This window comes from Streptomyces sp. NPDC026515, from assembly GCF_055567595.1.
Genome location: NZ_JBVHQD010000002.1, coordinates 179,530 through 206,351, shown reverse-complemented (window position 1 = coordinate 206,351; position 26,822 = coordinate 179,530). Strand labels below are relative to the sequence as shown.

Here is a 26,822-nt window from a genome sequence, read left to right as displayed (position 1 = left end):
GGTTCTCCCGGTTGGCTCCGCCGCCCGTTCGACCTTGCTCGGGCGGCTCGGCGGCGCGCACCACCATACTGGCCACTTCTGGCGCTTATCCCATGACCGCTGGGGAAACCCACACCGGACTGTCACGCGCGCCGCACGGCGAAGTGGTACGTCACTTGCCAAGTCGGGCGCCGTACGCGTCAGGTTGCCGCCCCAAACCAATAGTGGCGCAGATCACAGCCAGCGCCATGCCGCCGAGCAGGAAGAGATAGGAGCCGCCCCCCGCGCCGAACAGGAAGTCGCCCTCGGGTCTGCTGACGGTGAGCAGGATGACGGCGACGACCCAGCCGAACGCGGGCGCCACGGCCCCGGACCGGCTGTCCAGCGCCCGCGACCCGCCCACGAAGAGCCCGGCGGCACCGGCCAGGGCGAGCAGCAGCCCGCCGGGGAACCAGGCGGCCTGGACGAGGGTCCCGGCGGCGCCGACGGCCACGCCGAGCACGATCAGCCCGAGCAGGGCGGCGATCCGTCCCGCGGAGGGCCGTTGCAACGGTTGCGCGAGCATCGAGCCACGTCCGGCAGAACTCATGACGCCTCCTCCATCGGTACGCCGAGGCCGGCGAAGAGATCGGTCTCGCGCGCCGCGCCCGGCTCTCCGGCCGCCAACTCGTAGTACTCGGTGACGAATACGGGCTGCGCCAGCTCATTGCTCAGCGCGAAGCAGAGGGCGCCGTGCGGTGCCACCTCGACCTGGGTGGCGTGGGCGGCCATCGCCGCGGTCTTCGCGGTGGCGTACGCGGTCCCGTCGATCTCGGCGGTGACCCGGCGGTCGTCGACCACGCCCGGCACGTCGCCGAGGGCGGCGGCCTTCTCGAACGGGAGACCGGGCAGGTCCTCGTGCAGCCGGGCGAAGGCGGCCTCGGCGACCGTGCGCGGGACGCGGTTCCAGTAGACCTTCGCGACGCGGTGGCCGGCCCCGGCGGCCAACTCGACCGCCCGCATCGCGACGCGGTGGGCCTGGATGTGGTCCGGGTGGCCGTATCCGCCGTTGTCGTCGTAGGTGACGAGGACCTGGGGGCGGATCTCCAGGATCACCTCGGCCAGGTGTCCGGCGGCCTCGTCGAGGTCGGCCCGCCAGAAGCAGTGCGGGTCGTCGTTGTCGGCGGTGCCCATCATGCCGGAGTCCCGGTAGCGGCCGGGGCCGCCGAGCAGCCGGAAGTCGCCGACGCCGAGCTCGCGCATGGCGGCGGCCAGCTCGCCCTGCCGGTGCGCACCCAGCGCGGGACCGGTCAGGTGCCGCAGCTCGGGCGGAATGACCTCACCGCCCTCGCCCAGGGTGCAGGTGACCAGCGTCACATGGGCGCCCTGGTCCGCGTAGCGGGCCATGGTGGCGCCGTTGTTGATCGACTCGTCGTCCGGGTGCGCGTGCACCAGCAGCAGACGCCGGGCGGGTAGCGGCCGGGCGGGCGGTTCCGTCATGTGCCCAGCCTACGAAACGCCACCGACAGCGCTGTGCAGCCCCGGTCGACGAGGCCGACCGGGTCGCAAGCCGCCGCGGGTCAGAACTTGATGCTGCCGATCATGCTGGCGACGTTGGTCGTCAGATCGCTGATCGTCGGCGCGATGGTCGAGGAGGCGAGATAGAAACCGAGCAGCATGCAGACGACCGCATGCCCGCCCTTCAGACCCGACTTCTTGATCAGCAAGAAGACGATGATCGCCAGCAGCACCACCGCCGAAATCGAGAGTGCCACGGCGGCTCACCTCCAAAGATCCCAGGGACGCGGGGGGTTCGGGTATGGGGGTTGTAGATCGGTACAGCAAATCCATCCGCAAGCCAGCAGGTTCATACCCACACAGCGGTAGTGATCATAACTATGCGTGCTCGCGCATCGCTCGGCGCACGGCCGCACAAGGGGGCGCATGGCCAATATGGTCAGGGCATGAAGACCGAGGCTGTCTCATTCCCCCGCCGGCACGCCCGCACCCAGCGTTTCACGCTCGGCGCGCCGCGCGCGTTCACCGTGGCCCCCGACGGCTCCCGGGTGGCGTTCCTGCGCTCGGGTTCCGGTACGGACCGGGCCAATTCCCTGTGGGTTCTCGACGTACCGAGCGGCGAGGAGCGCCTGGCGGCGGACCCGCGCACCCTGCTCGGCGGTGCGGACGAGCGTCTCTCGGCGGCCGAGCGGGCCCGTCGTGAGCGCAGCCGCGAGGGCGGTGCCGGCATCGTCGGCTACGCCTGTGACGCGACCCTGGAGCTGGCGTCTTTCGCCTTGTCAGGGCGGCTTTTCACGGCGGAGCTCAGGGCCGGCACGACCCGTGAACTCACCGTCCCCGGGCCGGTGATCGACCCGCGCCCGTCCCCCGACGGGCGCCATGTCGCGTACGTCGCGGAGGGCGCGCTGCGGGTCGTGGGCGCCGGCGGCGACGGCGACCGGGCGCTGGCGGAGCCCGAGTCGGAGCAGGTCACCTATGGACTGGCCGAGTTCATCGCGGCCGAGGAGATGGGGCGTTCGCGCGGCTTCTGGTGGTCACCGCGGTCCGACCGGCTGCTGGTGGCCCGCGTGGACGACACGCCGGTACAGCGGTGGTGGATCGCCGACCCCGCCCACCCCGGGCGTGAGCCACATCATGTCGCCTACCCGGCGGCGGGCACCGCGAACGCGGACGTCCGGCTGTTCGCCTACGACCTCGAAGGGGGGCGCGCGGAGGTCTCCTGGGACCGCGCGCGCTACCCGTACCTGGCGCATGTGCACTGGTCAGAGGCGGGTGCACCGTTGCTGCTCGTACAGGCTCGCGACCAGCGCAGCCAGCTGTTCCTCGCCGTGGACCCGGGGTCGGGCGCGACCCGGATGGTGCACGCCGACGAAGATCCAACATGGCTTGAACTGTTCGGTGGAGTGCCCTGCTGGAGCCCCTCGGGACAGCTGGTCCGGATCGCCGACGAAGGCGGCGCCCGGGTGCTCGCGGTGGGTGAACGGCCGCTCACCGGTGCCCACTTGCACATCCGCGCGGTTCTCGACGTGACCGCCGACGACGTGCTGGTTTCCGCGTCCGCCGGCGAGGAGGCCGAGTCCCCCGAGACCGGCGAGGTACACGTCTACCGCGTCAACGAGCTCGGCGTGGAGCGCGTGTCGCAGGAGCCCGGCGTGCACACCGCCGTGCGCGCCGGGGGCGTGACCGTTTTGGTCTCCGCCGCACTGGACACCCCGGGCGCCCGCGTCCAACTGCTCCGTGACGGAAAACATCTGGCAACTGTCACGTCCTACGCCGAAGACCCCGGTTTGTCCCCGCGCGTGACACTCACCGAGGGGGGCGCACGCCGAATTCCGTGCGCCGTGCTTATGCCACGGGACTACCACGGGGACACTCCCCTTCCGGTTCTGCTCGACCCCTACGGCGGTCCGCACGGCCAGCGGGTGGTCGCCGCCCACAACGCCCACCTCACCTCCCAGTGGTTCGCCGACCAGGGTTTCGCGGTGATCGTCGCCGACGGGCGGGGCACGCCGGGCCGCTCCCCCGCGTGGGAGAAGTCCATCAAGGACGACGTCGCGGCGACCGTCCTCCAGGACCAGGTCGACGCCCTCCAGGCACTCGCCGCGGACTTCCCGCTGGACCTGACCAAGGTGGCGATCCGCGGCTGGTCCTTCGGCGGCTACCTCGCCGCGCTCGCGGCCCTGCGCCGCCCGGACGTCTTCCACGCGGCGGTGGTGGGCGCCCCGGTGACCGACCTGCGCCTGTACGACACCCACTACCAGGAGCGCTACCTCGGCGACCCGGGCGAGCAGCCGGACGTGTACCGCCGCAACTCGGTGATCGACGACGCGGGCCTGGTCGACGCGGCCGAGCCGCACCGCCCGATGATGGTCATCCACGGCCTGGCGGACGACAACGTCGTGGTGGCCCACTCACTGCGCCTGTCCAGTGCCCTGCTGGCGGCCGGCCGCCCGCACGAGGTGCTCCCGCTGTCGGGCGTGACCCACATGACCCCGCAGGAACAGGTCGCGGAGAACCTGCTCCTGCTCCAGCTGGACTTCCTGAAGCGGAGTCTGGGGCTCGGCTAGGGGTACGGCAACGGGCCGGGACGACATGGCGCGTCCCGGCCCGTTTACGGCACCCGCACGGCCGTACGCTGATTACAGTGCCGCGTCCGTATATCGGGACCGGGTCGGCGAAGTTGCCTGTGTGTTAACGCGATTGACCCGCATACGTCCCGCTATGAACCCCCGCCACCAAGATCGTCCGGCACTTCCCCGGCCGGCTCCTCCGGCGGCACCACCTGCTTCTCCTCCGCGAAGTGGCAGGCGGAGTCGTGCGCCGCCGGCCCCGGCACCGACCGGAACACCGCGGGCACCGCGAGTACCGGCACCTCCACCGCACACCGCTCCTCGGCCTTCCAGCACCGCGTGCGGAACCGGCACCCCGACGGAACGTTCGTCGGCGACGGCACGTCCCCGCTGAGGATGATCCGCTCCCGGTGTTCCCGGGCCTCCGGGTCCGGCACGGGCACGGCGGAGAGCAGCGCCTGGGTGTAGGGGTGGGTCGGATGCTCGTAGATCTCCTCGTCCCTGCCGATCTCCACGATCCGTCCGAGGTACATCACCCCGACCCGGTCCGAGATGTGCCGGACGATCGACAGGTCGTGGGCGATGAAGACGTACGACAGGTCGAAGTCGTTCTGGAGCCGGTCGAGCAGGTTGATCACCTGGGCCTGCACGGAGACGTCCAGCGCGGACACCGGTTCGTCCGCGACGATCACCTCGGGGCGCAGCGCCAGCCCCCGCGCGATACCGATGCGCTGCCGCTGGCCGCCGGAGAACTGGTGCGGATAGCGGTTGATGTACTCGGGGTTGAGACCGACGACGTCCAGCAGCTCCTGGACCCGCTTGCGCCGGTCGCCCTTGGGCGCCGCCTCGGGGTGGATCTCGTACGGCTCGCCGACGATGTCGCCCACGGTCATCCGGGGGTTGAGGGAGGTGTACGGGTCCTGGAAGACCATCTGGATGTTGCGGCGGACGGCCTTCAGCGCCCGCCCGCCCAGCCTGGTGATCTCCTCGCCCTTGTACCTGATCGACCCGGCCGTCGGCCGCTCCAGGTTGACGAGCATCTTCGCCACCGTGGACTTGCCGCAGCCGGACTCCCCGACGATGCCGAGGGTCTCCCCCTTGCCGAGCACGAAGTCGACGCCGTCCACGGCCTTGACGGCACCGATCTGCCGCCTGATCAAGATGCCCTGGGTCAAGGGGTAGTGCTTGACCAGTCCGCTCACTTCCAGGATCGGCTCAACCATCGCGTCAACCATTGAGGCACTCCCTCCAGAAGTGGCAGGCGCTGCCCCGGTGCCGGTCCACCTCGTACAGCGGTGGTTCGTCGGTGCGGCACACGTCCTGGGCCATGGGGCAGCGCGGGTTGAAGGCGCACCCGGGAGGGATCTGCATGAGGTTGGGCGGCAGGCCCTTGATGGCGTAGAGCTCCTGGCCCTTCTGGTCCAGGCGCGGGATGGAGTCGAGGAGCCCGCGCGTGTACGGGTGCGCCGGTGCCTTGTAGATGTCGTGCACCGGCGCGGATTCGACGATCCGCCCGGCGTACATCACGGCGATCCGGTCGGCGACGTCCGCGACCACGCCCAGGTCGTGGGTGATCAGGATCAGCCCCATGCGGTACTCGCGCTGCAACTCCGCGAGCAGATCCATGACCTGGGCCTGGACGGTGACGTCCAGCGCCGTGGTCGGCTCGTCGGCGATGACGAGCGCCGGTTCCAGGGCCAGCGCCATGGCGATCATGATGCGCTGGCGCATCCCCCCGGAGAACTGGTGCGGATAGTCCCGCACCCGCTGGGCGGCGCCCGGGATCCGCACCCGGTCCATCAGCTCGACCGACCTGGCCCGCGCGTCCTTCCGGGACATCCCCCGGTGCACGACGAACATCTCGCCGAGCTGGTCGCCCACGCTCAGCACCGGGTTGAGCGCCGACAGCGCGTCCTGGAAGATCATGGCCATCTCGGCGCCCCGGATCCTCCGCCGCTCCTCCTCCTTCAGCTTCAGCAGATCCCGCCCCCGGAAGAGGATCTCGCCCCCGGCGATCCGCCCCGGAGGCATGTCCAGGATCCCCATCACGGCCTGGGCGGTGACCGACTTCCCGGATCCGGACTCCCCGAGGACGGCCAGGGTCTCGCCGGCGTCGACGGCGTAGGACACCCCGTTGACCGCCTTCGCGATCCCGTCCCGGGTCCGGAACTCCACGTGCAGGTCGCGCACTTCGAGCAGCACGGCGGCGCTCACCTCAGCTTCGGGTCGAGGGCGTCGCGCACCGCGTCGCCGAGCATGATGAAGGCCAGGACGGTCAGCGCAAGGGCCCCGGAGGGCCACAGCAGCGCGTGCGGGGCGTTACGGATGTACGGCGAGGCCGCGGAGATGTCGATGCCCCAGGAGACGCTGGGCGGCTTCAGACCGACGCCGAGGTACGACAGGGTCGCCTCCAGCGCGATGTAGGTGCCGAGCGCGATGGTGGCCACGACGATCACCGGGGCCACGGCGTTGGGCGCGATGTGCCGCAGCAGGATCCGGGAGTTGGAGGCGCCGAGGGCGCGGGCGGCCTGGACGTAGTCGTTCTGTTTGGCGGTGATCACCGAGCCGCGGGCGATCCGGGAGATCTGGGGCCAGCCGAGCAGCACCATGAACCCGATGACCGGCCAGACCGTATTGCTGGTCACCACGGAGAGGAGGACGAGACCGCCGAGGACGACCGGGATCGCGAAGAAGACGTCGGTGATCCGGGACAGCACCGAGTCCCAGACCCCGCCGAAGAACCCGGCGAGGCCGCCGAGCACCGACCCGAGCAGTGCGACCCCGAGCGTGGCGCAGACGCCCACCGTGACGGACGTACGGGCCCCGTAGACGGTCCGGGTGTAGACGTTGCAGCCCTGGCCGTCGTACCCGAAGGGAGCGCCCGGCTGGGAGCCCTCCTGGGCCTTGGCGAGGTCGCACCTGAGGGGGGAGCCGGAGGCGATCAGGGACGGCCACAGGGAGATGACGACGAGGAAGAGGATGACGAGGGCGGAGACGATGAAGACCGGGTTGCGCCGCAGGTCCCGCCAGGCGTCCGACCAGAGCGAGCGGGGCTTGTCGGCCGGGCCGGTGCCGAGCGGTCCGCCGGGTGTCCGCTCCAGCGTCTCCGCCTCGGTCGCCGCCAGGTCCATCGCCCCGCCCATGCCCGTCCCCGCGATGGCCCGGTCCGGCTCGAACGGCTGCTCAGGCATAGCGGATCCTCGGGTCGAGTACGGCGTAGAGCAGGTCCACCAGCAGGTTGGCCACCAGGAACACCAGGACCAGCACCGTCACGAAGCCCACGACCGTCTGGGTGTTCTGCCGCAGGATCCCCTGGTAGAGCTGGTAGCCCACGCCGTGGATGTTGAAGATCCGCTCGGTGACGATGGCGCCGCCCATGAGCGCGCCGATGTCGGTGCCGATGAAGGTGACCACCGGGATGAGGGAGTTGCGCAGCAGGTGCCGTGCGATGACCCGGCGCCTGGGCAGTCCTTTGGCGACGGCCGTACGGACGTAGTCGCTCCGTTTGTTCTCGGCGATGGAGGTGCGGGTCAGCCGGGTGACATAGGCGAGCGAGACGGAGGCGAGGACGAGCCCCGGCACGATCAGCTCGCCGAAGGTGGCGTCCGGGGAGACGGATGGTCTGATCCAGCCCCACTCCACGCCGAGCAGCAGCTGGAGCAGCAGACCGGTGACGAACGTCGGTACGGAGATGACGACCAGGGTCGCCAGCAGTACCCCGGTGTCGACCGGCCGCCCGCGCCGGAGCCCGGTCACGACGCCCAGGGTGATGCCGATGACGACCTCGATGACGACGGCCACGATCGTCAGCCGGATGGTGACGGGGAACGCGGTGGACATCAGCTCGGTGACCGGCTGCCCGTTGAACGCCGTACCGAAGTCCCCGGTGAAGACGTTCCCCATATAGGTGAGGTATTGCTGCCACACCGGCTTGTCGAGCCCGAACTCCTTCTTCAACTGGGCGGCGGTCGCCGGATCGCAGGCCCGCTCTCCGCACAGCCCGGCGATCGGGTCGCCCATGACGTTGACCATCAGGAAGATCAGCAGCGTGGCACCGACGAACACCGGGATCATCTGGAGCAGCCGCCGGACGACATAGCGCCCCATGCCGCGTCAGCTGACCTTGATCTCGTTGTACACGGGGACACTGAACGGGTTGAGGGCCACGTTCGAGAGGCGCTCGGAGTAGCCGGCGCTGCCGTTCTGGTACCAGAGCGGAATGGCGGCCATGTTGTCGCGGACGACCTCCTCCGCCTTCTGGAAGGTGGAGACGGCCTTGGCGGTGTCCGTCTCGGCGTTGGCCTGGTCGACGAGTGTGTCGAAGTCCTTGTTGGACCACTTGCCGTCGTTGGAGGAGGCGTTGGTGTAGTAGAGCGGCTGGAGGAAGTTCTGGATGAGCGGGTAGTCCATCTGCCAGCCCGCGCGGAACGGCCCGGCCATCTTGTGCTGGCCGATCTGATTGCGGAAGTCGGCGAAAGTGCCCACCGGATTCCCGACGCACGCCTTGTCGTTGCCGAGCGCGTTGTTGATGGAGTTGCACACGGCGTCCACCCACATCCTGTGCGAGCCGGTGTCGGCGTTGTACGTGATCTTGAGCTGTCCGCCGGGCAGCCCGCCGCCCTCCTGGATCAGCGCCTTGGCCTGGGCCGGGTCGTAGTCACAGGCGCTCCCGCACAGCCCCTCCTTGAAGCCTCCCGCCGTGCCGAGCACCGGCGAGGTCCAGTCGGTGGCCGGGGTGCGGGTGTTCCGGAAGATGGTGTCGGTGATCTGCTTCCGGTTGATGGCCATGGAAAGGCCGGTACGGACCTTGTCCGATCCGCTCTTGTTCCAGGCGCTGTCGTAGTAGGGAAAGGCGAGCGTCTGGATGATGCCGGCCGGGGTGTTGATGTAACGGTCACCGAGATCGTTCTTGACGTTCTTCAGCTGTGAGGCGGGAACGTCGTCGACGAGGTCGAGGTTGCCGGCGATGAGGTCGGTGTAGGCGGTGTCGCTGTCGGTGTAGACCTTGAGCGTCACTCCACCGTTCTGCGCCTTGTCGGCACCGGGGTAGCCGTCCCACTTCTTCAGGGACATCTGCGATCCCTTGGTGTAGGACTCGATGGCGTACGGGCCGTCGCCGACCGGCTGCGCCAGCCAGCCCGCGTGGTCGGTGAAGAAGGACCGGGGCAGCGGGGCGAAGGCCGCGTAACCGAGGGTGTCGGGGAAACTGGAGAACTTCTGGTTCAGCTTCACCGTGAAGGTCTTGTCGTCGACGACCTTCAGCCCGGAGAGCGCCTCGGCGCTCTGGCTGCCGGTCTCGGGATGGACCTTGTCGTATCCCTCGATGTAACCGAAGAAGTAGGCGTTCTTCTGGTTGTTCTTGAGACTCGCTCCATAGTTCCAGGCGTCGACGAAGGAGCGGGCGGTCACCTTCTCGCCGTTGGAGAAGGTCCAGCCGTCCTTGACGGTGATCGTGTAGTTCTGCGAGTCGCTCGTGTCGATCTTCTGGGCGAGCATGTCCTGGGCCTTGCCGGTCTTCGGGTCGTACTTCTTCAGACCCCGGAAGATCATGTCGAGGACCTTGCCGCCCTGGACCTCGTTGGTGTTGGCCGGCTCCAGGGGGTTCTGCGGGTCGCCCCAGGAGGAGCTGAGCACGCCGCTCTCGCCCCCGCCGCCCCCGCTGCCGCCGCCGCCCCCGCAGGCCGTTGCGGCGAGCGCCGTCACCACCGCGCAGGCCGCCCATCGGGCGTGCGTGGCTGAACGCATGGCGTGCCTCCTCCATGAAGGGTGATCCGTGAGTCGTGCATTACCGGTCAATATCGACCCAATCGGTCGATATTGCTCACCCACTGCCCCGAACGGCGGCCCTCCAGGAGCCCCATGACGACCTTTAGGGGGACACGTCACCCGATTGCAGGCGGTCTCCCGGGAGGCGCTTGAGGATCTTGCCTGCGGGGCGCAATGGATCTACGCGTAACGATGCCGAAACGTTGGATTGCGCCCTGCCGATGTACGCATTTCGGCACACTCGCGTCCGCATAACGAACTCCTTGCCCGTTTAGCCCGAATGGTCCGAACTAAAGCACGGAGTGATTACGAGGTGCTACCCGCGTAGCTACGGAACGGTCAAGACCAGGCAAAGAAGGTAAAGAGAAACTCAAGCCGCCCGAGAATTTATTGACCTTGAATGAATTGCGTTGAAAAAGTCCGGCGTAGCCCGTAGGGGAGTGCCCTGCGGAGTCATCAGACCCTCCCTTGGGCCAGGAGCACCATGACCCCCCCAACTCCATCCGCGGCTGCCCCGCTCGAGGTGACCGAAGAGACCGGCAAGAAGCCCACCGCTTCGGACGGCTCGAAGGGCAGCGAGAGCAGGTCGCCGGGCCGCCTGGCCTGGAAGCGCTTCAAGCGCGACCGGACGGGCGTTATATCCGCTTACGTCGTGATCTTCTTCTTCGTGATCGGCGTAGCCGCGCCGCTCATCGCGAAGCTGTACGGCAAGAACCCGTACACGACCTACACCACCCTGCACCCCGAGCTGCTCGACGCCTTCTCGTACCCCGCGGGGCCCAACGGCGGCATGAGCTCGGAGTACTGGTTCGGCATCGAGCCCCAGCTGGGCCGGGACGTCTTCACGTTCCTGCTGTACGCCATCCGCAACTCCCTCGGCATCGCGACGGCCGCCGCCCTGCTCACCACGGTCCTCGGCGTCGTGATCGGTGTGACGGCGGGCTACCTGGGCGGCAAGACGGACTACCTCGTCAGCCGGATCATCGACATCCTGCTGTCGTTCCCGTCCACGCTGTTCTTCATCGCGTTCATGCCGGTCGTCTTCGGCTTCTTCGTCGCTCCCGACGAGAACATCCCGACCTGGCTCCGCGCCACCGCGCTGATCCTCGTGCTGTCCGCCTTCGGCTGGGCCTCCATCGCCCGACTGCTCCGCGGACAGGTGCTCGGCCTGCGCGAACGGGAGTTCGTCGAGGCGGCCAAGGTCACGGGCGCGTCACCGATGCGTGTCGTGTTCAAGGAACTGCTGCCCAACCTCTGGACTCCGATCATCATCCAGTCCACCCTGCTGCTGCCGGCCTTCGTGACCGCGGAGGCGGGCCTCGCCTTCCTCGGCGTAGGCATGATCGATCCGACCCCCGACTGGGGCGTGATGATCGGCCGAGGCGCGCAGTTCTACACCCAGGACATCACCTTCATGCTCTTCCCGGGCGTCTCCATGGTGATCTTCGTCCTGGCCTTCAACCTGCTCGGTGACTCGGTGCGCGACGCGCTCGACCCGAAGTCCAAGCGGTAGCGATCCCTGTTCCACCCGGCCCGGTTCGATGACGTCCGGCTGGTTCCGACCATCCGAATTGACCCCTATAGGCAGGCTCAGCATGTCTTTTTCTCGCAGAAACTTCCTGATCGCCACCGGTGTGGCTGCGGCCTCCACGACCGTGCTGAGCGCTTGCAGCAGCGGTGACGACAGCAAGGGCTCGTCCAAGGTCCCCTCCGTCTCCACGGCGAAGACCATGAACATCCCGGTCGGGACCAAGGCGGACTCCACGGGCCCGGCGCCCGAGGTCGCGGGTGCGGTCAAGGGCGGCACGGTCTACTCGCTCGACCAGTTCGACATGGACCACCTGGACCCGGCGCAGATCTACGTCTCCACCGAGGGCGCCATCACCCGCCCGATCCTGCGCGGCCTGACCGGCTACAAGGTCGACGACAAGGGCGGCGCCACGCTCGTCGGCGACGTCGCGACCGACGCCGGCACCATGAAGGACGGCGGCAAGACCTGGTCGTTCACGATCAAGGAAGGCGTCAAGTGGGAGGACGGCACCGAGCTGTCCATGGACGACGTCCGCCACACCTTCGAGCGTCTCTTCGCCTCCTTCGTCACCGAGGGTCCCCGCTACGTCCAGCAGTGGCTGGCCGGCGGCGACAAGTACAAGGGCCCCTACGACGGCAAGAAGCTCGCCTCGATCGAGGTCTCCGGCCAGACGATCACCTTCACGCTCAACGAGGCCCGCACCGACTTCAACTACACGCTGGGCATGCCGGGCTACGGCCTGGTGAACAAGAAGAAGGACACCAAGGAGAAGTACGACAAGCGTCCGTACTCCCTCGGCCCCTACAAGATCGACAGCCGCAGCATCGGCAAGTCGATGACCTACGTGCGCAACGAGCACTGGGACCCGGCCACGGACGCGATCCGCAACGCGTACCCGGACAAGTACATCTTCCAGTTCGGCTTCCAGCCGGTCGCCTCCACGGACCGCTACATCGCGGACAAGGGCAACGACCAGTACGCGATGTCGATCTTCAACGAGGTCGCCGCCGAGCGCACCGCGCAGGTCCTCACCAACGCCTCGCTGAAGAAGCGCGTCCTCACCCAGGTCGACACGGTCACCTACTACTGGCCGATCAACATGACCCGGATCAAGGACGTCAAGGTCCGTCAGGCGATCAACTGGGCGTGGCCGCACCAGCAGCTGCAGACCATCCGCGGTGGCGCCTCCACCAGCGAGCTGGCCAGCACCATCCTCAGCCCGGTGACCCCCGGCTACAAGAAGTTCGACCTGTACGGCGTGACCACCAAGCCCGGTGGCGACCCGGAGAAGGCCAAGGCCCTGCTGAAGGAGGCCGGCAAGGTCGGCCAGAAGCTGGTCATCGCCTACCAGCAGTCGGACAACGCGGTGAAGCAGGCCGTGGCCATCAAGAACGCCCTTGAGGCGGCCGGCTTCCAGGTCGTCAACCAGCAGGTCGACAAGACCACCTTCTACACCCAGATCGGCAAGATCGACAACGGCTACGACCTGTTCGCGGCCGGCTGGAGCCCGGACTGGCCGAACGGCTACTCGGTCTTCTACCCCTGCTGGAGCGGCAAGAACATCGGCGACGGCCGCAGCAACTACGCCCAGCTGAACGACCCGAGCGTGAACAAGGCGATCGACGCGGCCGCCAAGATCGCCGACGTCGACGAGGCCAACAAGGCTTGGGGTGACATCGACAAGCAGATCATGGAGCTCGCGGCGGTCGTTCCGGACTACCACTCCATCCGTAACTGGATGTACGGATCCAAGATCGGCAACGTCGTCTACGACGCCGGCAACACCTGCGTCGCGCTCTGCAAGCTGTACGTCAAGAAGTAAGCGCACAGACCCTCGGGGGGCGGCCGCGACCGGCCGCCCCCCTACGGCCCACCCCCTCACCCCGGCGACGGCGCCCCGTCCGGAAAGTCACCACCCATGTTCCGCTTCCTTGTCCGCCGAGTCTTCGGCGCGCTGGTCATCCTGTTGATCATCAGCGCCGTCACCTTCTGGCTCTTCTACGCCATCCCGCGTGACCCCGCCACGATGTCCTGCGGCAAGAACTGCACGCCCGACATGCTCGCGCAGGTCCGGCACAACCTGGGCATCGACCACCCGGTTCCGGTCCAGTACTGGTACTGGCTCAAGGGCATCTTCGTCGGACGCAGCTACGGCGACTTCGGCAACTGCAGCGCGCCGTGCCTCGGGTACTCGTTCGCCAACCGCGAGCCCGTCCTCGGCACGATCATGGACCGGCTTCCGCTGACCCTGTCGCTCGCCTTCGGATCGGCCGTCGTCTTCCTGATCTTCGGCATCGGCTCCGGCATGCTGGCCGCCGTGAAGCAGGGCAAGTGGCAGGACAAGGTCGCCAGCTCGGCGTCGCTGATCGCCTCCTCGATGCAGATCTACTTCGTCGGCTACATCGCGATGTACTTCCTCGTCGCCAAGCTCGGCATCCTGGACAACCCGTCCTACACCCCCCTCACCCAGGACCCGTTCGAGTGGGCCTCCGGCCTGCTGCTGCCGTGGCTGGTGCTGGCCCTCATCTGGACCGCCAACTACACCCGTATGACGCGCTCGCAGCTGGTCGAGACGCTCAGCGAGGACTACGTGCGCACGGCCCGCGCCAAGGGTCTGTCCCGGCGCAACGTCTTCTTCCGGTTCGCCTGGCGCGGCGCCATGGGTCCGATCGTCACGATCTTCGGCATCGACCTCGCCACCCTCGTCGGCGGCGCGATCATCACCGAGACCGTCTTCAGCCTCCAGGGCGTGGGACAGCTCGCACTGAAGTCCGTGGAACAGAGCGACCTGCCCATGGTTCTCGGTGTGACCCTGCTGTCCGCCGGCGCGATCGTGCTCTTCAACATCGTCGTCGACGCCGTCTACGCCCTCATCGACCCGCGGATCCGGCTCGCCTGACCTCCGCCCCACCCCCTACCTCTCGCATCACCCCCCAGGAGCGTCACCGTGACGAGCACCGATCAGCAGCCGTTCCTCTCCGTCAAGGACCTCAAAGTCCACTTCTCCACCGAGGACGGCATCGTCAAGGCCGTCGACGGGCTCAGCTTCGACCTCGTCAAGGGCCAGACACTCGGCATCGTGGGCGAGTCGGGCTCCGGCAAGTCCGTCACCAACCTGACGATCCTGGGTCTGCACGACCCCGCCCGCACCCAGATCGACGGCGAGATCCTGCTCGACGGCAAGGAGCTGCTCACGGCTTCCGAGCGGGAGCTGGAGAAGCTGCGCGGCAACAAGATGTCGATGATCTTCCAGGACGCGCTGGCCTCGCTGTCGCCGTACCACACCATCGGCACGCAGATCTCCGAGGTGTACCGCAAGCACACCGGTGCCTCCAAGAAGGAGTCCCGGGCGCGGGCCATCGAGATGCTGCGCCGGGTCGGGATCCCCCAGCCGGACGTGCGGGTGGACGACTACCCGCACCAGTTCTCCGGCGGTATGCGCCAGCGGGCGATGATCGCGATGGCCCTGGTCTGCGACCCGGAGCTGCTGATCGCGGACGAGCCCACCACCGCGCTCGACGTGACGGTCCAGGCCCAGATCATGGACCTCCTCAAGGACCTCCAGCAGGAGTTCGGCACGGCGATCATCTTCATCACCCACGACCTCGGTGTCATCGCCGACATCGCCGACGACGTCCTGGTGATGTACGGCGGCCGCTGCGTGGAGCGCGGCACCAAGAAGCAGGTGCTGGGCGCGCCGCAGCACCCGTACACGCTGGGCCTGCTCAACTCCATGCCGAGCCTCGACGGACCGGTCGACGTCCCGCTGTCGCCGATCCCCGGTTCACCGCCGTCGCTGCTCAACCCGCCCACGGGCTGCCGTTTCCACCCGCGGTGCGCGTTCGCGGACAAGGTGCCGGGCAACCGGTGCTCCACCGAGCAGCCGCTGCTCCAGCTGACCGAGGGCCGCGGCTCCGCGTGCCACCTGGAGCTGAGCCGGCGTGACGATCTCTTCGCCGACTACGCGGCGACCAGCCACAACTGACGGACAAGACGGGACTTCACGATCATGAGCAACACGAACCCCCTCCTGGACGTCTCCGGGCTGACCAAACACTTCCCGATCAAGGGCGGCTTCCCGATCAAGCGGACGGTCGGCGCGGTGCAGGCCGTCGACGGCCTGGACTTCCAGGTCGCCGAGGGCGAGGCCCTGGGCCTGGTCGGCGAGTCGGGCTGCGGCAAGTCGACCACCGGCCGGCTGATCACCCGCCTGCTGGAGCCGACCGGCGGCAAGATCTCCTACCGCGGGCAGGACATCACGCACGCGGGCCGCAGGCAGCTGGCGCCGATCCGGTCCGAGATCCAGATGATCTTCCAGGACCCGTACGCGTCCCTCAACCCGCGCCAGACGGTCGGCAAGATCATCGCGGGTCCGATGGAGATCAACGACATCAACCCGCCCGGCGGCCGCGAGGCCCGGGTCCGCGAGCTCCTGGAGATCGTCGGCCTGAACCCCGAGCACTTCAACCGTTTCCCGCACGAGTTCTCCGGCGGCCAGCGCCAGCGCATCGGCGTCGCCCGCGCCCTCGCGCTGGAGCCGAAGCTGATCGTGGCGGACGAGCCGGTCTCGGCCCTGGACGTCTCGATCCAGGCCCAGGTCGTGAACCTCCTGCAGAAGGTGCAGAAGGAACTCGGCATCGCGTTCGTCTTCATCGCGCACGACCTCGCGATCGTGCGGCACTTCTCGCAGCGCGTCGCGGTCATGTACCTCGGCAAGATCGTGGAGATCGCCGACCGCGAGGACCTGTACGAGAACCCGCGCCACCCCTACACGCGGGCGCTGCTGTCCGCCGTGCCCGAGGCGACGGTGGACGTGGAGCCGCGCGAGCGGATCCGTCTGGTCGGTGACGTCCCGTCCCCGATCAACCCGCCGTCCGGCTGCCGTTTCCGCACGCGTTGCTGGAAGGCGACGGAGAAGTGCGCGACGGAGGCCCCGCCGCTGGTCCAGGCCGAGGGCAACAAGCCCGGTCACCTGACCGCGTGCCACTACCCTGAGGTCCGGGACATGGTTCCCGCCCCGCGCCTCTCCAAGGACCCCGAGGCAGCGGCCTGACACACCCCTTTCCGTCAGCCGCCGCCTGCGGAACGGACCTTCACCGGCCCATTGACCCGAGCCCTGATCGTCCGCTCCAGGGGAGCAAGGGCCCGCACCTCCCCAGGTGCGGGCCCTTCTCATGGCCTCCCCGCTCAGGTGGGTGTGGCGTCGCCCGCACCGGTCCCGGGCAGCGCCGGGCCGGTCCCCGGCGAGGCCGTCGGTGTCGCCGTACCGGTATCACAGGGCTCCGGCCGCCCCGCCTGCGGTGCCCGCAGCGACCGCACCGCAGGGGACAGGAGTGCGGCGAGCGTCGCGGTGACGATCAGGACGGCGCAGACCTCCAGCATCCGGTCGGTGCCGAACGCGTCGGCGGCGGGGCCCGCGACGGCCAGGCCGAGCGGGGCGAGGGTGAGCGAGCCGAACCAGTCGTAGGAACTGACCCGGGACAGCGCCTCCTCGGGGACTTCACGCTGGATGGTCGTGGACCACAGCACACCGAAGAAGTCCAGGCTGACACCGGCGGCGAAGGCGCCCACCGCGACGGCCCACAGCGGCGCCCCGCCCCCGAGGAGAACGGGCGGCAGGGCCACGGGCAGGGTGAACAGGACCGCCGCCAGGATCGGCCGGCCCACCCGGGTACGGCCCGCGATCCCGGCGCCCGCCACGGCCCCCAGCGCCTGCGCCCCCACCACCAGCGACCAGGCACGGGCCCCGCCGAAACGGGCGCTCGCGGCCAGCGGTCCAAGGACACCGGCGTTGGCGTTCATGGCGGCGACCACCACGGAGAACTGGACGACGACCACCCACAGCCACTGGCGGGAGGCGAACTCCTGCCAGCCCTCGCGCAGATCGGCCCAGCCCGAGGCGGCCTTCCGTGGCCGGCGGCTCAGCCGCAGCGGGGCGGTGAGGGCCGCGCTGACGACGAACGACAGGCCGTTGAGGGCCAGCGCCCAGCCGGCCCCGACCCAGGCCACGGTCACGCCCGAGAGGGCCAGGCCCAGCAGCAGCGAGGTGTTGGTACCGACCCTCAGCAGGCCGTTGGCCCGCTGGAGCGCCTCGGACGGCACCAGCCGCGGGATGACCCCGTCCATCGCGGGCCCGAAGAGAGCCGACGCGATGCCGGCCGCGACGGCCAGTGCGCACAGCGCGGCGACGGGGGCGTGGCCGCTGAGCACCATCGCCGCCAGCCCACCGTAGGAAAGAGCGCCCAGCACGTCCGCCGCGGCCATCAGCCCGGAGCGGGAGACCCGGTCGGCGATCACGCCGCCGACCAGGACCAGAGCGAGCTGCGGGACCGCCTGGCAGGCGACGACGAGCGAGAGTTCTCCAGGGCTCGCACCGGGCAGCGAGAGCACCGCGAAGGCCAGCGCGATCCGGGCGAACCCGTTGCCGAGGACGGAGATGATCCGGGCCAGTGCCAGCCGGACGAAGCCGGCGTTGCGGAGCAGGGAAGGGGTGTGGTCAGCGACGGACATGGACGCGCACCCTACGCCCTGTGGCTCGGGCCCCTCGCCCCGCCCTACGGTCACTCCTCGGCGAACAGTTCCACAGCGTCGGTGACGTGCATGGCGCGCTGCGCCCATGCCTCCAGCCGGTCCAGGTCGGTACAGGCGTGCACCCGCTCCCGCACGGGATCGGTCACCGGGACGCCCCGCCACTCCAGAATCCGGAGGACCATCTCGGCCTTGGCCTCGGCTCGGCCTTCCTCCCGGCCTTCCTCCCGGCCTTCCTCCCGCACCTGCTCCGCCAGCGGGTGTCGCCAGAAGTACTGGATCGCCGTCATCAGGTCCCTCCACATCTGCTTCGCCTGAGGATCAACCAGGCACGAGTCGACGAACTGCACGAAGACCGCGGCGCTGTCACGGTCAATGGTTCTCAGGGCGGCCGCAAGCGATTCCAGTATGGCCGGGGCCTGCCGCCCCCGCCCATGCGTCATCGCCGAAAGCACCGCAAGAGGTACGTCGTTCTCCGCCTCCCGCACATCCGCGATCACCGGCACGTTGTCCGGCCCCAGCACCAGCGGACGCACCGTCAGCGACTCCCACCCGCGCAGCCCCAGCTGAATCGGCCGGGCCGCCCACCGCGCCGTCGCACTGCTCTGCGTGATCACGATCAGCACCGGCTCACACCGGTACTTCTCATACAGATATGACAGGTAGTACGGCCAACTCCCCCGCTTACGCTCGTCCGCCTTCCCCTGCGACTCGACGACCAGGAGATACGTCCCCTCGTCCGTCTCCGCCCGCAGCAACGTGTCCACCCGACGCTCGACCGGCTCGATCTCCGTCAGATCCACGTTCATCGCCGCGATCTCCCGCGGCTCCGGGAACGGCACACCCAGCACCCGCTGCAACGCGTGCGTCAACAGCCCAGGGTCCTTCTGGAAGATCCGGTGCAACGCCTCGTGCGTCGGCCCCACCATCACGCCACCCCCAACTCACACCACACGTATTTGCCCCGGTCCCCGAACCGGGAAGACGGCTGCCAGCCCCAGCAGTCGGCACACGCCACCACCAGGCCCAGCCCCCGTCCCGCCTCATCAAGACCCGCCACCGCCTCCAACCTCCCCGGCGGCTCGGGAGGCACGGGATCCGCGTCCCACACCCCGATCCACACGACACCCTCCGGGGAACGCCGTACCCGCAACGCCGCCGGCCCCTTCGTATGCCGTACGGCGTTGGAGACCAGCTCCGCCGCCAGCAGCTCCGCCGTGTCCGCAACGGCGATGAGCCCGTGCATCGTGAGGATCAGACGGAGGGTGCGGCGGCAGATCGTGACGGCTCTGAGGTCGTTCGGGATGGAGAGCGTGTAGTCCCAGGTTTCGGGCATGCGTCATCAACTCCGGTCGGGTGAAGGGGATTTCAGGCGCGGCGGCATTGCGGTGCATTTGCGCAGCGTGTGCTTGGCATCACCGAACGTAGGTCATAAATTTCATTCGCTGCAAGCCGATCGCGTAACCTGACCTCCGAACGAGTGCACTCACCGGGGACGTTGAGGAAAGAAGGACGCCGTGCCAGCACGTCGGCACCCCACCGCACGCCAGGTACGCCTGGGGACCGAGCTTCGAAGGTTGCGGGAAGCCGCCGGACTCAAGGCGACCGAGGCGGCAAGCTTGCTCGGGGTGAGCTCCGTCCAGATGAGTCAGATGGAATCCGGGATCGCCGGAGTGAGCGCACAACGAGTTCGCCGGCTCGCAGCCAACTACGCATGCACGAGCCCGGAGTTGATCGAGGCCCTGGCCGAGATGGCGGCCGACAGAACACGCGGCTGGTGGGAGGAGTACCGAGATCTGCTGCCCAGGCCCTTCATGGATCTACCCGAGCTGGAACATCACGCCAGCTATCGCTGGGACGTGGAGTTCCTGCATATCCCCGGCCTTCTTCAGACCGCCGAGTACGCCCGGTCCCTCTTCTCCTACGTGAACCCGGAATTCCCTCAGAGCGACGTCGATCGCTGGGTGGAGCACCGCATGAAGCGCCGGGTCATCGTCGAGCGTCCGGATCCGGTCCCGTACAAGGCTCTGATCCACGAGGCCGCGCTGCGCATTCGAGTCGGGCATCGGCACGCGACGCGACTGCAGCTCACCCACCTCCTGGAACTCGCCGAGGCCGACCACATCAGCGTCCGCGTCGTCCCCTTCGAGCTGGATGGCTTCGGCGGGGCAGGGAGTGCCATGGTGTACGCAGGTGGCACCGTACCGAAACTGGACACCGTCGTCCGGGACGGGCCCAACGGACCTGTTCTCATCGACGCAGAGGCACAGCTCAACCGCTATCGAACACTCTTCCGTAGGGTGGAAGCCGTGTCACTCGAATCCGATCCGTCGCGTGACTTCATCCACCGCATGGCGAAGGAGCTGTAACCATGCCGACCCCTGGCGCTTGGCTGAAGTCGTCCTTCTCCGGAGGCGGGCAGGGAGACGCCTGTGTGGAGGTCGCCCACCTGGGCCCCCACATATCCATCCGCGACTCCAAAGCCCCCACCAGAGCCGCCCTCACCTTCCCTGTCACCGCCTTCGCCCCGTTCCTCGACGCGCTGAAGGCCACCGCCCCTCATCCATCCTGAGCCACCAGCTCCACCTCGAACCCGGCCTCGTTCTCCAGGTACGCCGCGTAGTGCCCGGGGCCGCCGGCGTACGGATGGCGGTCGGTGAAGAGCAGCGACCAGCCGTGTGCGGGGGCCTCCGTCGCCAGCGCGTCCACCGTCGCCCGGTCGGCCGCGTGGAAGGCCAGGTGGTTGAGGCCCGGGCGCATCCGGTCGTGCCCGGCGTCGGCGCCCCGCAGTGCCGGTGACCGCTCGATCACGAGATACGTCGATCCGTGCCGCCAGCTGCGGCCCGCCGGCCAGTCCTGGTACGGCGCCCAGCCCAGCCGTCCGAGCAGCCAGCCCCAGGACTCCGCGGCCCGGTCCAGGTCTGCCACCCACAGCTCAATGTGATGAAGCAACCACGCTCCAGGGAAAGTTGAGGGGAGGTCAAGAAGAAAGCTGTTCCTGACCTTTCGTTCAACATCATGTGGCAGACTGCCGCGGTGGTCGATCATTCGTTCGCGGATCCTTCGCTCGCCGCGCTGTACGACAGCCTCAACCCGTGGGGGCCGGGTGACGACTTCTATCTGGATCTCGTCATGGGCGCCGGCTCCGTGCTCGACGTCGGCTGCGGTACCGGGCGGCTGCTGCGGCGGGCTCGTGGAGCGGGGCACGAGGGCCGGCTGGCGGGGCTCGATCCGGCGGCCGCGATGCTCGTGCAGGGGCGGCAGGCCGACCCGACCGTCGAATGGATCCTCGGCGATCTCCGTACCCGGCTCTGGGACGGCCCCGGCTTCGACCTCGTCGTGATGACCGGTCACGCCTTCCAGGTGCTGCTGACCGACGAGGAGCTGCGGATCGCACTGGACGCGGTCCGCCGCGCCCTCTCCCCCATCGGCCGCTTCGTCTTCGAGACCCGCAATCCCGGCGCCCGTGCCTGGGAGCGCTGGACCCGCGACCGCGTGCACCACGTCACCGACGCGGACGGCCGTGCGGTCCGGGTCTGGCACGAGGTCGAGGGGGCCCCGGCCGGGGACCGGGTGACCTTCACCGAGACGTACGAGGGCTCCCCCTGGCCGCGGCCCCAGGTGTGCCGCGCCACCCTGCGTTTCCTCGGCCCCGACGCTCTCGCCGGTTTCCTCACGGACGCGGGTCTCCAGGTGGCGGAACAGCACGGCGACTGGTCCCGGGGCCCGCTCACCTCCGCCAGCCCCGAGATCATCACCGTGGCGCGACCCGTCTAGTCGTCCTCCTCCAGCGCGAGCAGCGCCGGGTCCAGGACGATGTCCTCGTCCCTCGCCTCCGTCGTCGGCTCCTCAGGGAAGTGGCAGGCCGTCAGGTGGCCTTCCCGGTTGCCCGAGATCTGGACCAGCGGCGGCTCCTCCGTCGCGCACTTGTCCTCGGCCTTCCAGCAACGGGTGCGGAAGCGGCAGCCGGACGGCGGGGAGATCGGGGACGGGACGTCGCCGGCGAGGCGGATGCGCTCGCGGCCCACCGCGTCCTCGTCGTCCGAGAGGTTGACCTCCGGCACCGCCGAGAGCAGGGCGTGGGTGTAGGGGTGACGCGGCCGGTTGTAGATGGCGTCCCGGTCACCGACCTCGATGATCTTGCCGAGGTACATCACCGCGACCCGCTGGGAGAAGTGCCGTACCACCGCCAGGTCGTGGGCGATGAAGAGGAAGGCGATGCCCAGTTCCCGCTGCACCTGCTGGAGGAGGTTCACCACCTGGGCCTGGATCGAGACGTCCAGGGCCGAGACCGGCTCGTCCGCCACGATCAGCTTCGGCTCCAGCGCGAGGGCGCGGGCGACGCCGATGCGCTGGCGCTGGCCGCCGGAGAACTCGTGCGGGAAACGGTTGAAGTGCTCGGGGTTGAGACCGACGATCTCCAGCAGCTCCCGTACGCGCTTCTCCCGGCCGCCCTCCGGCTGAATCCCGTTGATCTCCATCGGACCCGAGATGATCTTGCCGACGGTCTGGCGGGGGTTCAGCGACGAGTACGGGTCCTGGAAGATCATCTGGATCTCGGAGCGGATCGGCGCCAGCTGCCTGCGCGTGGCACGGCTGATGTCCTTGCCCCGGTACGCGATCGAGCCGCTGGTCGGCTCCAGGAGGCGGGTGATCAGGCGGCCCGTGGTCGACTTGCCGCAGCCCGACTCGCCGACCAGTCCGAAGCTCTCCCCCACCCGTACGGTCAGGTCGATGCCGTCCACGGCCTGGACGTGCCCGACCGTCCGCCGGATCGGGAAGCCGCCCTTGACCGGGAAGTACTTGGTCAGTCCGGAGACTTCCAGCAGCGGTTCCCCGGCGGCGGCCTCACGCGGGGCGGGAAGGATCGTGTCCTGGGTCATGACGTGTCGTCTCCTAGCCCAGTCGGGGCTTGATCTCTTCGATGAAGATGGTCTGCTTCTGGTCCGCCGTGAGATGGCAGGCCGAGGCGCGGTCGGGGGCCAGCAGCGGGCGTTCCGTGACGCAGCGGGTACCGCCGACCCGGTCCTGGAAGGTGCAGCGGGGATGGAAACGGCAGCCGGAGGGAGGGTTCAGGAGCGACGGCGGCGTGCCCGGGATCGGGCTCAGGGGGGTCGAGAGGTCGGAGTCCAGCCTCGGCATCGAGTTCAGCAGGCCCCAGGTGTACGGGTGTTGCGGTGTGCGCATGACCTCCTGGACCGTGCCGCGCTCCACCGCGCTCCCCGCGTACATCACCATGATGTCGTCGGCCATGTCGGCGATCACCCCCAGGTCGTGGGTGATGAAGATGATGCCGGAGCCGAACTCCTGTTGCAGGTCCTTCAGCAGATCCAGGATCTGCGCCTGGACCGTCACGTCCAGGGCCGTCGTCGGTTCGTCGGCGATCAGCAGGTCGGGGTCGCAGATCAGTGCCATCGCGATCATGGCGCGCTGGCGCATGCCTCCGGAGAACTGGTGGGGGTAGTCCTTGGCCCGTTCCCGGGGGTTGGGGATGCCCACCTTCGCCAGCATCTCGACCGCACGCTCCCACGCCGCCCGCTTCGAGACCCGCTTGTGCTTCATGTAGGGCTCGGCGATCTGCCGGCCCACCGTGTAGAAGGGGGACAGCGCGGTCAGCGGGTCCTGGAAGATCATCGCGGCCCGGTTGCCGCGCAGCCGCTCCATCTCGTTCTCGGTGGCGGTGATCAGCTCCTTGCCGTCGAGCACGATCTCGCCGTCGATCTTCGTGAACAGCGGGTTGTGCAGGCCGAGGATCGTCAGGTTGGTGACGGACTTGCCGGAGCCGGACTCGCCGACGATGCCGAGGGTCCTGCCCCGGGCCAGCTCGAAGGACAGCCCGTCGACCGCCTTCACAGGACCGTCCTCCGTGGAGAACGTCACCTGGAGATCGCGGACCGAGAGGAAGCCGTCCGGCGCGTCCGCCGCCGGTGCGGGCTCGGGCTTGGTCACTGTGGTCACGGTGTCGCTTCCTAAGGGTTCTTCCGACGGGTCAGGAAAGGCGGATGCGCGGGTCGATCCACGCGTACGTGATGTCGGTCAGGATGTTGATGGCCAGGATGAAGGACGCGCCGAAGAGCATCACGCCCATCGTCAGCGGCAGGTCCTTGTTGACCGCGCCGTCCACCGCGAGCCGGCCGATGCCCTGGAGGGAGAAGGTCAGCTCGGTGACGACGGCACCGCCGAGCATCGCGCTGACGTCGATGCCGAGCACGGTGACGATCGGGATGAGCGAGCCGCGCCAGGCGTACCGGAAGAAGACGTACTTGCGGGACATGCCCTTGGCCTTGGCGGTGCGGACATGGTCCTCGGCGAGCTGCTCGATCATCGAGGACCGTGCCATACGGGTGTACTGGGCGGTGAAGATGGTCGCCATCACGCACACCGGGATCGACATGCCGACGAACCAGCCGACCGGGTCCTCGGTGATCGGCACGTACTTGGGGTCCTCCATCCAGCCGGTGCTGTAGACGAGGACGGTCAGGACGATCGGACCGAGGAAGTAGATCTGGAAGGAGCTGAGCACCATCGAGGCACCGGTGGCGAACTTGTCGATGTACGTGCCCCGGCGGTAGGCGGCGATCATGCCCGCGCCGACGCCCACGACGAGGAAGACGATCGCGCCACCGGCGGTCAGCGTCAGGGTGAGCGGGAAGCGGTCCATGATGGTGCTCCACACCATGTCGCCCGAGTAGAACGAGATGCCCAGGCACGGGGCCGAGCAGTGGCCGGTCGGGAAGTCACGGCCCCTCACGATGCCGGACATGAAGTCCCAGAACTGCTGCGCCAGCGGCAGGTTGAGGCCCAGCGCCTCCCGGATGTCGTGCAGCCGCGCGGGCGAGCAGTCCTTGCCGCAGGCCAGGGAGGCGTAGTCGGAGGGGGCGGCGACGAACAGGAAGAAGGTCGCCGCGCCGATGAGGAACAGGGTGACGGCGGCGCCCACCGCGCGCCGGACGATGAACTGGATCATGACGGCCAGGCTGCTCTCTGCAAGGACTGCAAGGACGAGTGTGGAGGGTCGCAGGAAACCGCGGGGGCGCCGGACGCCCCCGCGGTCGCACAGCCGTTACGACTTCAGGTAGACCCTGGTGACGTCGATGTAGCTGGAGACGCTGCTGTAGCGGGCGCCGCCGATGTTGGAACCGAACAGCTGGAGCTGCTTGGTGTACCAGAGCGGGGCGGCCGGGTTGACCTTCTCCAGGATGTAGTGGTGCGCGTCGCGCCAGGTCTTCGCGGCCTCGGTGGGCTCCTGGGTCAGCGCCTTCTTGATCAGCTCCTGGACCTTGGGGTCGTTGATGTGCGAGTAGTTGGCGGAGCCGTCGGCGACCTGGTCACCGTCGTAGATCGGCGTGACGACCGTGCCCGGCGACGGCCAGTCCTGGCCCCAGCCGCTGATGTACATGTCGTACGGGTTGTCGAGCTTGCCGATCTGCTCGTAGTAGCTGGCGCCGTCGACCTCCTTGGAGACGACGTCGAAGCCGACCTTGGTGAGCGCGTCCTCGATGGCCACCTTGCGGCGCTGGCCCGCCTCGGTGTTGGCGTAGGCGAAGACGACCTTCTTCTCGGCGGCCGGCACGCCCTTGAGGATCTCCTTGGCCTTGGCGATGTTGCCCTGCGGGGTCTTCAGCCGGCCGTAGGGGTCGTACGTCGCCTCGTAGCCCGGCAGGGTGGGCGCGAACAGGTTCGGGGCGACGTCACCGCCGTAGGCACCGCCCTCGCCGGCGATCAGGGACTTGGAGTTGACCGCGTAGGTGATGGCGTCGCGGACCTTCTTGTCCTTGACCCGGTCCAGGTTGAACGTGAGCGTCATGACGTACGGCTGGTAGCCCTTGATGGTCCGCTTGTACGTCTCGGGGTTCTTGACGACGTCCTGGATCTGGGTGGCGTCGACGCTGCCGGTGAACTGCATGGCGTTCTTGGAGTCGCCCTGGTCGGCGATGAGCCGCTTGGTCTGGGTGGACTCGGTGACGCCGAAGGCGAAGTTGAAGCCGTCGACGTACTGGTGGCGCACGGAGTCGGTCTTCGGGTCCCAGTTGGTGTTCTTCGCCAGCACCAGGGACTTGCCGGACTTCGACGAGGCGATCTTGTACGGGCCGGTGGAGACCGGGGCCTTGTCGTAGTTGGCCTTGGTGTCGGTCTTCGCCGGGACGATCGCGTAGCCCGCCATGGCCAGGGTCTGCGGCAGGTCGGTGCGCGGGGTGTCGAAGTGGAAGACGACCGTCTTGGCGTCCGGGGTGTCCAGGACCGAGGCCGGCAGGTGCTTGGAGCCGAAGCCGCCGTCGGGCAGCGCCTTGCGGTAGTCGGCGCCGCTCAGCCAGGTCTGGAGGTAGGTGGGGCCGTCGAAGATGAACTTCGCGTACAGGCGCTCGACGCTGTGCCGGACGTCCGCCGAGGTGATCGCGTTGCCGTTCTGGTCCTTGATCCCGTCCTTCAGGGTGAAGGTCCAGGTCTTGCCGCCGTCGGTGGACTTGCCGGAGTCGGTGGCGAGGTCGCCGACGACCGAGACGTTGCCCTTGTCGTCCTCCTGGAACTGGGTCAGGCGGCGGAAGAGCAGGTTGGCGATCTGGCCGGCGTCGGAGACGTAGATCTGGCCCGGGTCCAGGTGGGTGAGCGGGGTCTCCTGGAAGATCTGGACGGTGCCGCCGCTCTTTGCTCCGGGCACGTCCTTCGCGGGCCCGGTGGAGGCGGCCGCGTCCAGGTAGGTGACCGCCTTGGACTGGACGGCGGCCTCCTTCTGATCCTTCTTCGAGTCGGTCCCGGACTTGCCGCCCTCGTTCTTGGAGCAGGCGGTGAGCGCGAGGGAGCCGGCCGCGACGGCGACCACCAGGGTGCGCGCTCTGCGGGAGAGCAGTGAGCGATGAGACATCATGTGGCGAATCCACCTATTTGTCGGTTGTGATCCCTGAGTACTGCCGGACGCCGGCCGTGAGGCCGACGGGGGCGGCAGCCACCCC

General features: G+C 68.5%; 25 protein-coding genes. 9 read left to right on the top strand and 16 right to left on the bottom strand.

Annotated features, from left to right (window positions below; genetic code table 11):
* Window positions 1-151: 151 nt before the first annotated feature.
* From ACZ4O3_RS04350 to ACZ4O3_RS04340, 3 genes are all read right to left on the bottom strand, one after another.
* The gene (locus ACZ4O3_RS04350) at window positions 152-568 is read right to left on the bottom strand and encodes a DUF6113 family protein (protein WP_384991202.1); all 417 of its coding nucleotides are present in this window, start codon (window positions 566-568) and stop codon (window positions 152-154) included.
* A complete protein-coding gene (mshB, locus tag ACZ4O3_RS04345) occupies window positions 565-1,458 on the bottom strand; it encodes an N-acetyl-1-D-myo-inositol-2-amino-2-deoxy-alpha-D-glucopyranoside deacetylase (RefSeq protein ID WP_384991199.1) in 894 nt (297 codons plus the stop codon). The genes ACZ4O3_RS04350 and mshB overlap by 4 nt, the downstream gene beginning before the upstream one ends.
* Before the next feature lie 80 nt (window positions 1,459-1,538).
* Window positions 1,539-1,733 carry a hypothetical protein gene (locus ACZ4O3_RS04340; RefSeq protein ID WP_089098958.1) on the bottom strand — a complete coding sequence of 65 codons (195 nt, stop codon included), beginning with the start codon at window positions 1,731-1,733 and terminating at the stop codon, window positions 1,539-1,541.
* 189 nt (window positions 1,734-1,922) lie between these two features.
* Here ACZ4O3_RS04340 and ACZ4O3_RS04335 point away from each other — a divergent pair, with 189 nt between their 5' ends.
* Entirely contained in the window at window positions 1,923-4,043 is a 2,121-nt protein-coding gene (locus ACZ4O3_RS04335) for a prolyl oligopeptidase family serine peptidase (RefSeq protein ID WP_467721118.1), read from the top strand.
* A 152-nt stretch (window positions 4,044-4,195) separates the two neighbouring features.
* Here ACZ4O3_RS04335 and ACZ4O3_RS04330 read toward each other — a convergent pair whose 3' ends face one another.
* The 5 genes from ACZ4O3_RS04330 to ACZ4O3_RS04310 are packed head-to-tail and all read right to left on the bottom strand — an operon-like array spanning window position 4,196 to window position 9,791.
* Window positions 4,196-5,269 (bottom strand): ABC transporter ATP-binding protein, encoded by a 1,074-nt coding sequence (locus ACZ4O3_RS04330; RefSeq protein WP_467721117.1) that lies wholly within the window; start codon window positions 5,267-5,269, stop codon window positions 4,196-4,198.
* A 4-nt stretch (window positions 5,270-5,273) separates the two neighbouring features.
* Window positions 5,274-6,248, bottom strand: coding sequence for an ABC transporter ATP-binding protein (locus tag ACZ4O3_RS04325; protein WP_362713061.1), 975 nt, complete (start codon window positions 6,246-6,248; stop codon window positions 5,274-5,276).
* A gap of 8 nt (window positions 6,249-6,256) precedes the next feature.
* Window positions 6,257-7,237, bottom strand: a complete 981-nt coding sequence (locus ACZ4O3_RS04320; protein ID WP_467721116.1) for an ABC transporter permease — start codon at window positions 7,235-7,237, stop codon at window positions 6,257-6,259.
* The gene (locus tag ACZ4O3_RS04315; protein WP_362713050.1) at window positions 7,230-8,153 is read right to left on the bottom strand and encodes an ABC transporter permease; all 924 of its coding nucleotides are present in this window, start codon (window positions 8,151-8,153) and stop codon (window positions 7,230-7,232) included. The genes ACZ4O3_RS04320 and ACZ4O3_RS04315 overlap by 8 nt, the downstream gene beginning before the upstream one ends.
* 6 nt (window positions 8,154-8,159) lie before the next feature.
* Window positions 8,160-9,791 carry a peptide ABC transporter substrate-binding protein gene (locus tag ACZ4O3_RS04310; RefSeq protein ID WP_362713048.1) on the bottom strand — a complete coding sequence of 544 codons (1,632 nt, stop codon included), beginning with the start codon at window positions 9,789-9,791 and terminating at the stop codon, window positions 8,160-8,162.
* A 505-nt stretch (window positions 9,792-10,296) separates the two neighbouring features.
* Between ACZ4O3_RS04310 and ACZ4O3_RS04305 the strand changes: the two genes are divergently transcribed.
* From ACZ4O3_RS04305 to ACZ4O3_RS04285, 5 genes are all read left to right on the top strand, one after another.
* Window positions 10,297-11,325: an ABC transporter permease gene (locus tag ACZ4O3_RS04305; protein WP_467721114.1), complete on the top strand. Its 1,029-nt coding sequence runs from the start codon at window positions 10,297-10,299 to the stop codon at window positions 11,323-11,325.
* A gap of 82 nt (window positions 11,326-11,407) precedes the next feature.
* Complete coding sequence (locus ACZ4O3_RS04300) at window positions 11,408-13,165, top strand: ABC transporter substrate-binding protein (protein WP_362713044.1); 1,758 nt, start codon at window positions 11,408-11,410, stop codon at window positions 13,163-13,165.
* 96 nt (window positions 13,166-13,261) lie between these two features.
* Window positions 13,262-14,242 carry an ABC transporter permease gene (locus ACZ4O3_RS04295; protein WP_362713042.1) on the top strand — a complete coding sequence of 327 codons (981 nt, stop codon included), beginning with the start codon at window positions 13,262-13,264 and terminating at the stop codon, window positions 14,240-14,242.
* A gap of 48 nt (window positions 14,243-14,290) precedes the next feature.
* Entirely contained in the window at window positions 14,291-15,328 is a 1,038-nt protein-coding gene (locus tag ACZ4O3_RS04290; RefSeq protein ID WP_362713040.1) for an ABC transporter ATP-binding protein, read from the top strand.
* 24 nt (window positions 15,329-15,352) lie between these two features.
* Window positions 15,353-16,396 (top strand): ABC transporter ATP-binding protein, encoded by a 1,044-nt coding sequence (locus ACZ4O3_RS04285; RefSeq protein ID WP_362713038.1) that lies wholly within the window; start codon window positions 15,353-15,355, stop codon window positions 16,394-16,396.
* A 134-nt stretch (window positions 16,397-16,530) separates the two neighbouring features.
* Here ACZ4O3_RS04285 and ACZ4O3_RS04280 read toward each other — a convergent pair whose 3' ends face one another.
* The 3 genes from ACZ4O3_RS04280 to ACZ4O3_RS04270 are packed head-to-tail and all read right to left on the bottom strand — an operon-like array spanning window position 16,531 to window position 19,207.
* Complete coding sequence (locus ACZ4O3_RS04280; RefSeq protein WP_467721113.1) at window positions 16,531-17,853, bottom strand: MFS transporter; 1,323 nt, start codon at window positions 17,851-17,853, stop codon at window positions 16,531-16,533.
* A gap of 50 nt (window positions 17,854-17,903) precedes the next feature.
* Window positions 17,904-18,800: a hypothetical protein gene (locus ACZ4O3_RS04275; protein ID WP_467721112.1), complete on the bottom strand. Its 897-nt coding sequence runs from the start codon at window positions 18,798-18,800 to the stop codon at window positions 17,904-17,906.
* A complete protein-coding gene (locus ACZ4O3_RS04270) occupies window positions 18,800-19,207 on the bottom strand; it encodes an ATP-binding protein (RefSeq protein WP_362713032.1) in 408 nt (135 codons plus the stop codon). The genes ACZ4O3_RS04275 and ACZ4O3_RS04270 overlap by 1 nt, the downstream gene beginning before the upstream one ends.
* A 181-nt stretch (window positions 19,208-19,388) precedes the next feature.
* Between ACZ4O3_RS04270 and ACZ4O3_RS04265 the strand changes: the two genes are divergently transcribed.
* The gene (locus tag ACZ4O3_RS04265; RefSeq protein ID WP_362713030.1) at window positions 19,389-20,240 is read left to right on the top strand and encodes a helix-turn-helix domain-containing protein; all 852 of its coding nucleotides are present in this window, start codon (window positions 19,389-19,391) and stop codon (window positions 20,238-20,240) included.
* 2 nt (window positions 20,241-20,242) lie between these two features.
* Complete coding sequence (locus ACZ4O3_RS04260) at window positions 20,243-20,443, top strand: DUF397 domain-containing protein (RefSeq protein ID WP_362713028.1); 201 nt, start codon at window positions 20,243-20,245, stop codon at window positions 20,441-20,443.
* Here ACZ4O3_RS04260 and ACZ4O3_RS04255 read toward each other — a convergent pair.
* The gene (locus ACZ4O3_RS04255; protein WP_362713026.1) at window positions 20,431-20,823 is read right to left on the bottom strand and encodes a VOC family protein; all 393 of its coding nucleotides are present in this window, start codon (window positions 20,821-20,823) and stop codon (window positions 20,431-20,433) included. The two genes, ACZ4O3_RS04260 and ACZ4O3_RS04255, sit on opposite strands and share 13 nt — an antisense overlap.
* Window positions 20,824-20,889: 66 nt before the next feature.
* Between ACZ4O3_RS04255 and ACZ4O3_RS04250 the strand changes: the two genes are divergently transcribed.
* Window positions 20,890-21,648: a class I SAM-dependent methyltransferase gene (locus ACZ4O3_RS04250; protein WP_467721110.1), complete on the top strand. Its 759-nt coding sequence runs from the start codon at window positions 20,890-20,892 to the stop codon at window positions 21,646-21,648.
* Here ACZ4O3_RS04250 and ACZ4O3_RS04245 read toward each other — a convergent pair.
* The 4 genes from ACZ4O3_RS04245 to ACZ4O3_RS04230 all read right to left on the bottom strand — a co-directional run bounded on the left by ACZ4O3_RS04245 (window position 21,645) and on the right by ACZ4O3_RS04230 (window position 26,737).
* Window positions 21,645-22,754 (bottom strand): ABC transporter ATP-binding protein, encoded by a 1,110-nt coding sequence (locus tag ACZ4O3_RS04245; protein ID WP_467721109.1) that lies wholly within the window; start codon window positions 22,752-22,754, stop codon window positions 21,645-21,647. The two genes, ACZ4O3_RS04250 and ACZ4O3_RS04245, sit on opposite strands and share 4 nt — an antisense overlap.
* 13 nt (window positions 22,755-22,767) lie before the next feature.
* Window positions 22,768-23,829: an ABC transporter ATP-binding protein gene (locus ACZ4O3_RS04240; RefSeq protein ID WP_362713020.1), complete on the bottom strand. Its 1,062-nt coding sequence runs from the start codon at window positions 23,827-23,829 to the stop codon at window positions 22,768-22,770.
* 31 nt (window positions 23,830-23,860) lie between these two features.
* Window positions 23,861-24,838: an ABC transporter permease gene (locus ACZ4O3_RS04235; protein WP_362713018.1), complete on the bottom strand. Its 978-nt coding sequence runs from the start codon at window positions 24,836-24,838 to the stop codon at window positions 23,861-23,863.
* 96 nt (window positions 24,839-24,934) lie between these two features.
* Window positions 24,935-26,737 (bottom strand): ABC transporter substrate-binding protein, encoded by a 1,803-nt coding sequence (locus ACZ4O3_RS04230; protein ID WP_362713016.1) that lies wholly within the window; start codon window positions 26,735-26,737, stop codon window positions 24,935-24,937.
* Between the last annotated feature and the right edge of the window lie 85 nt (window positions 26,738-26,822).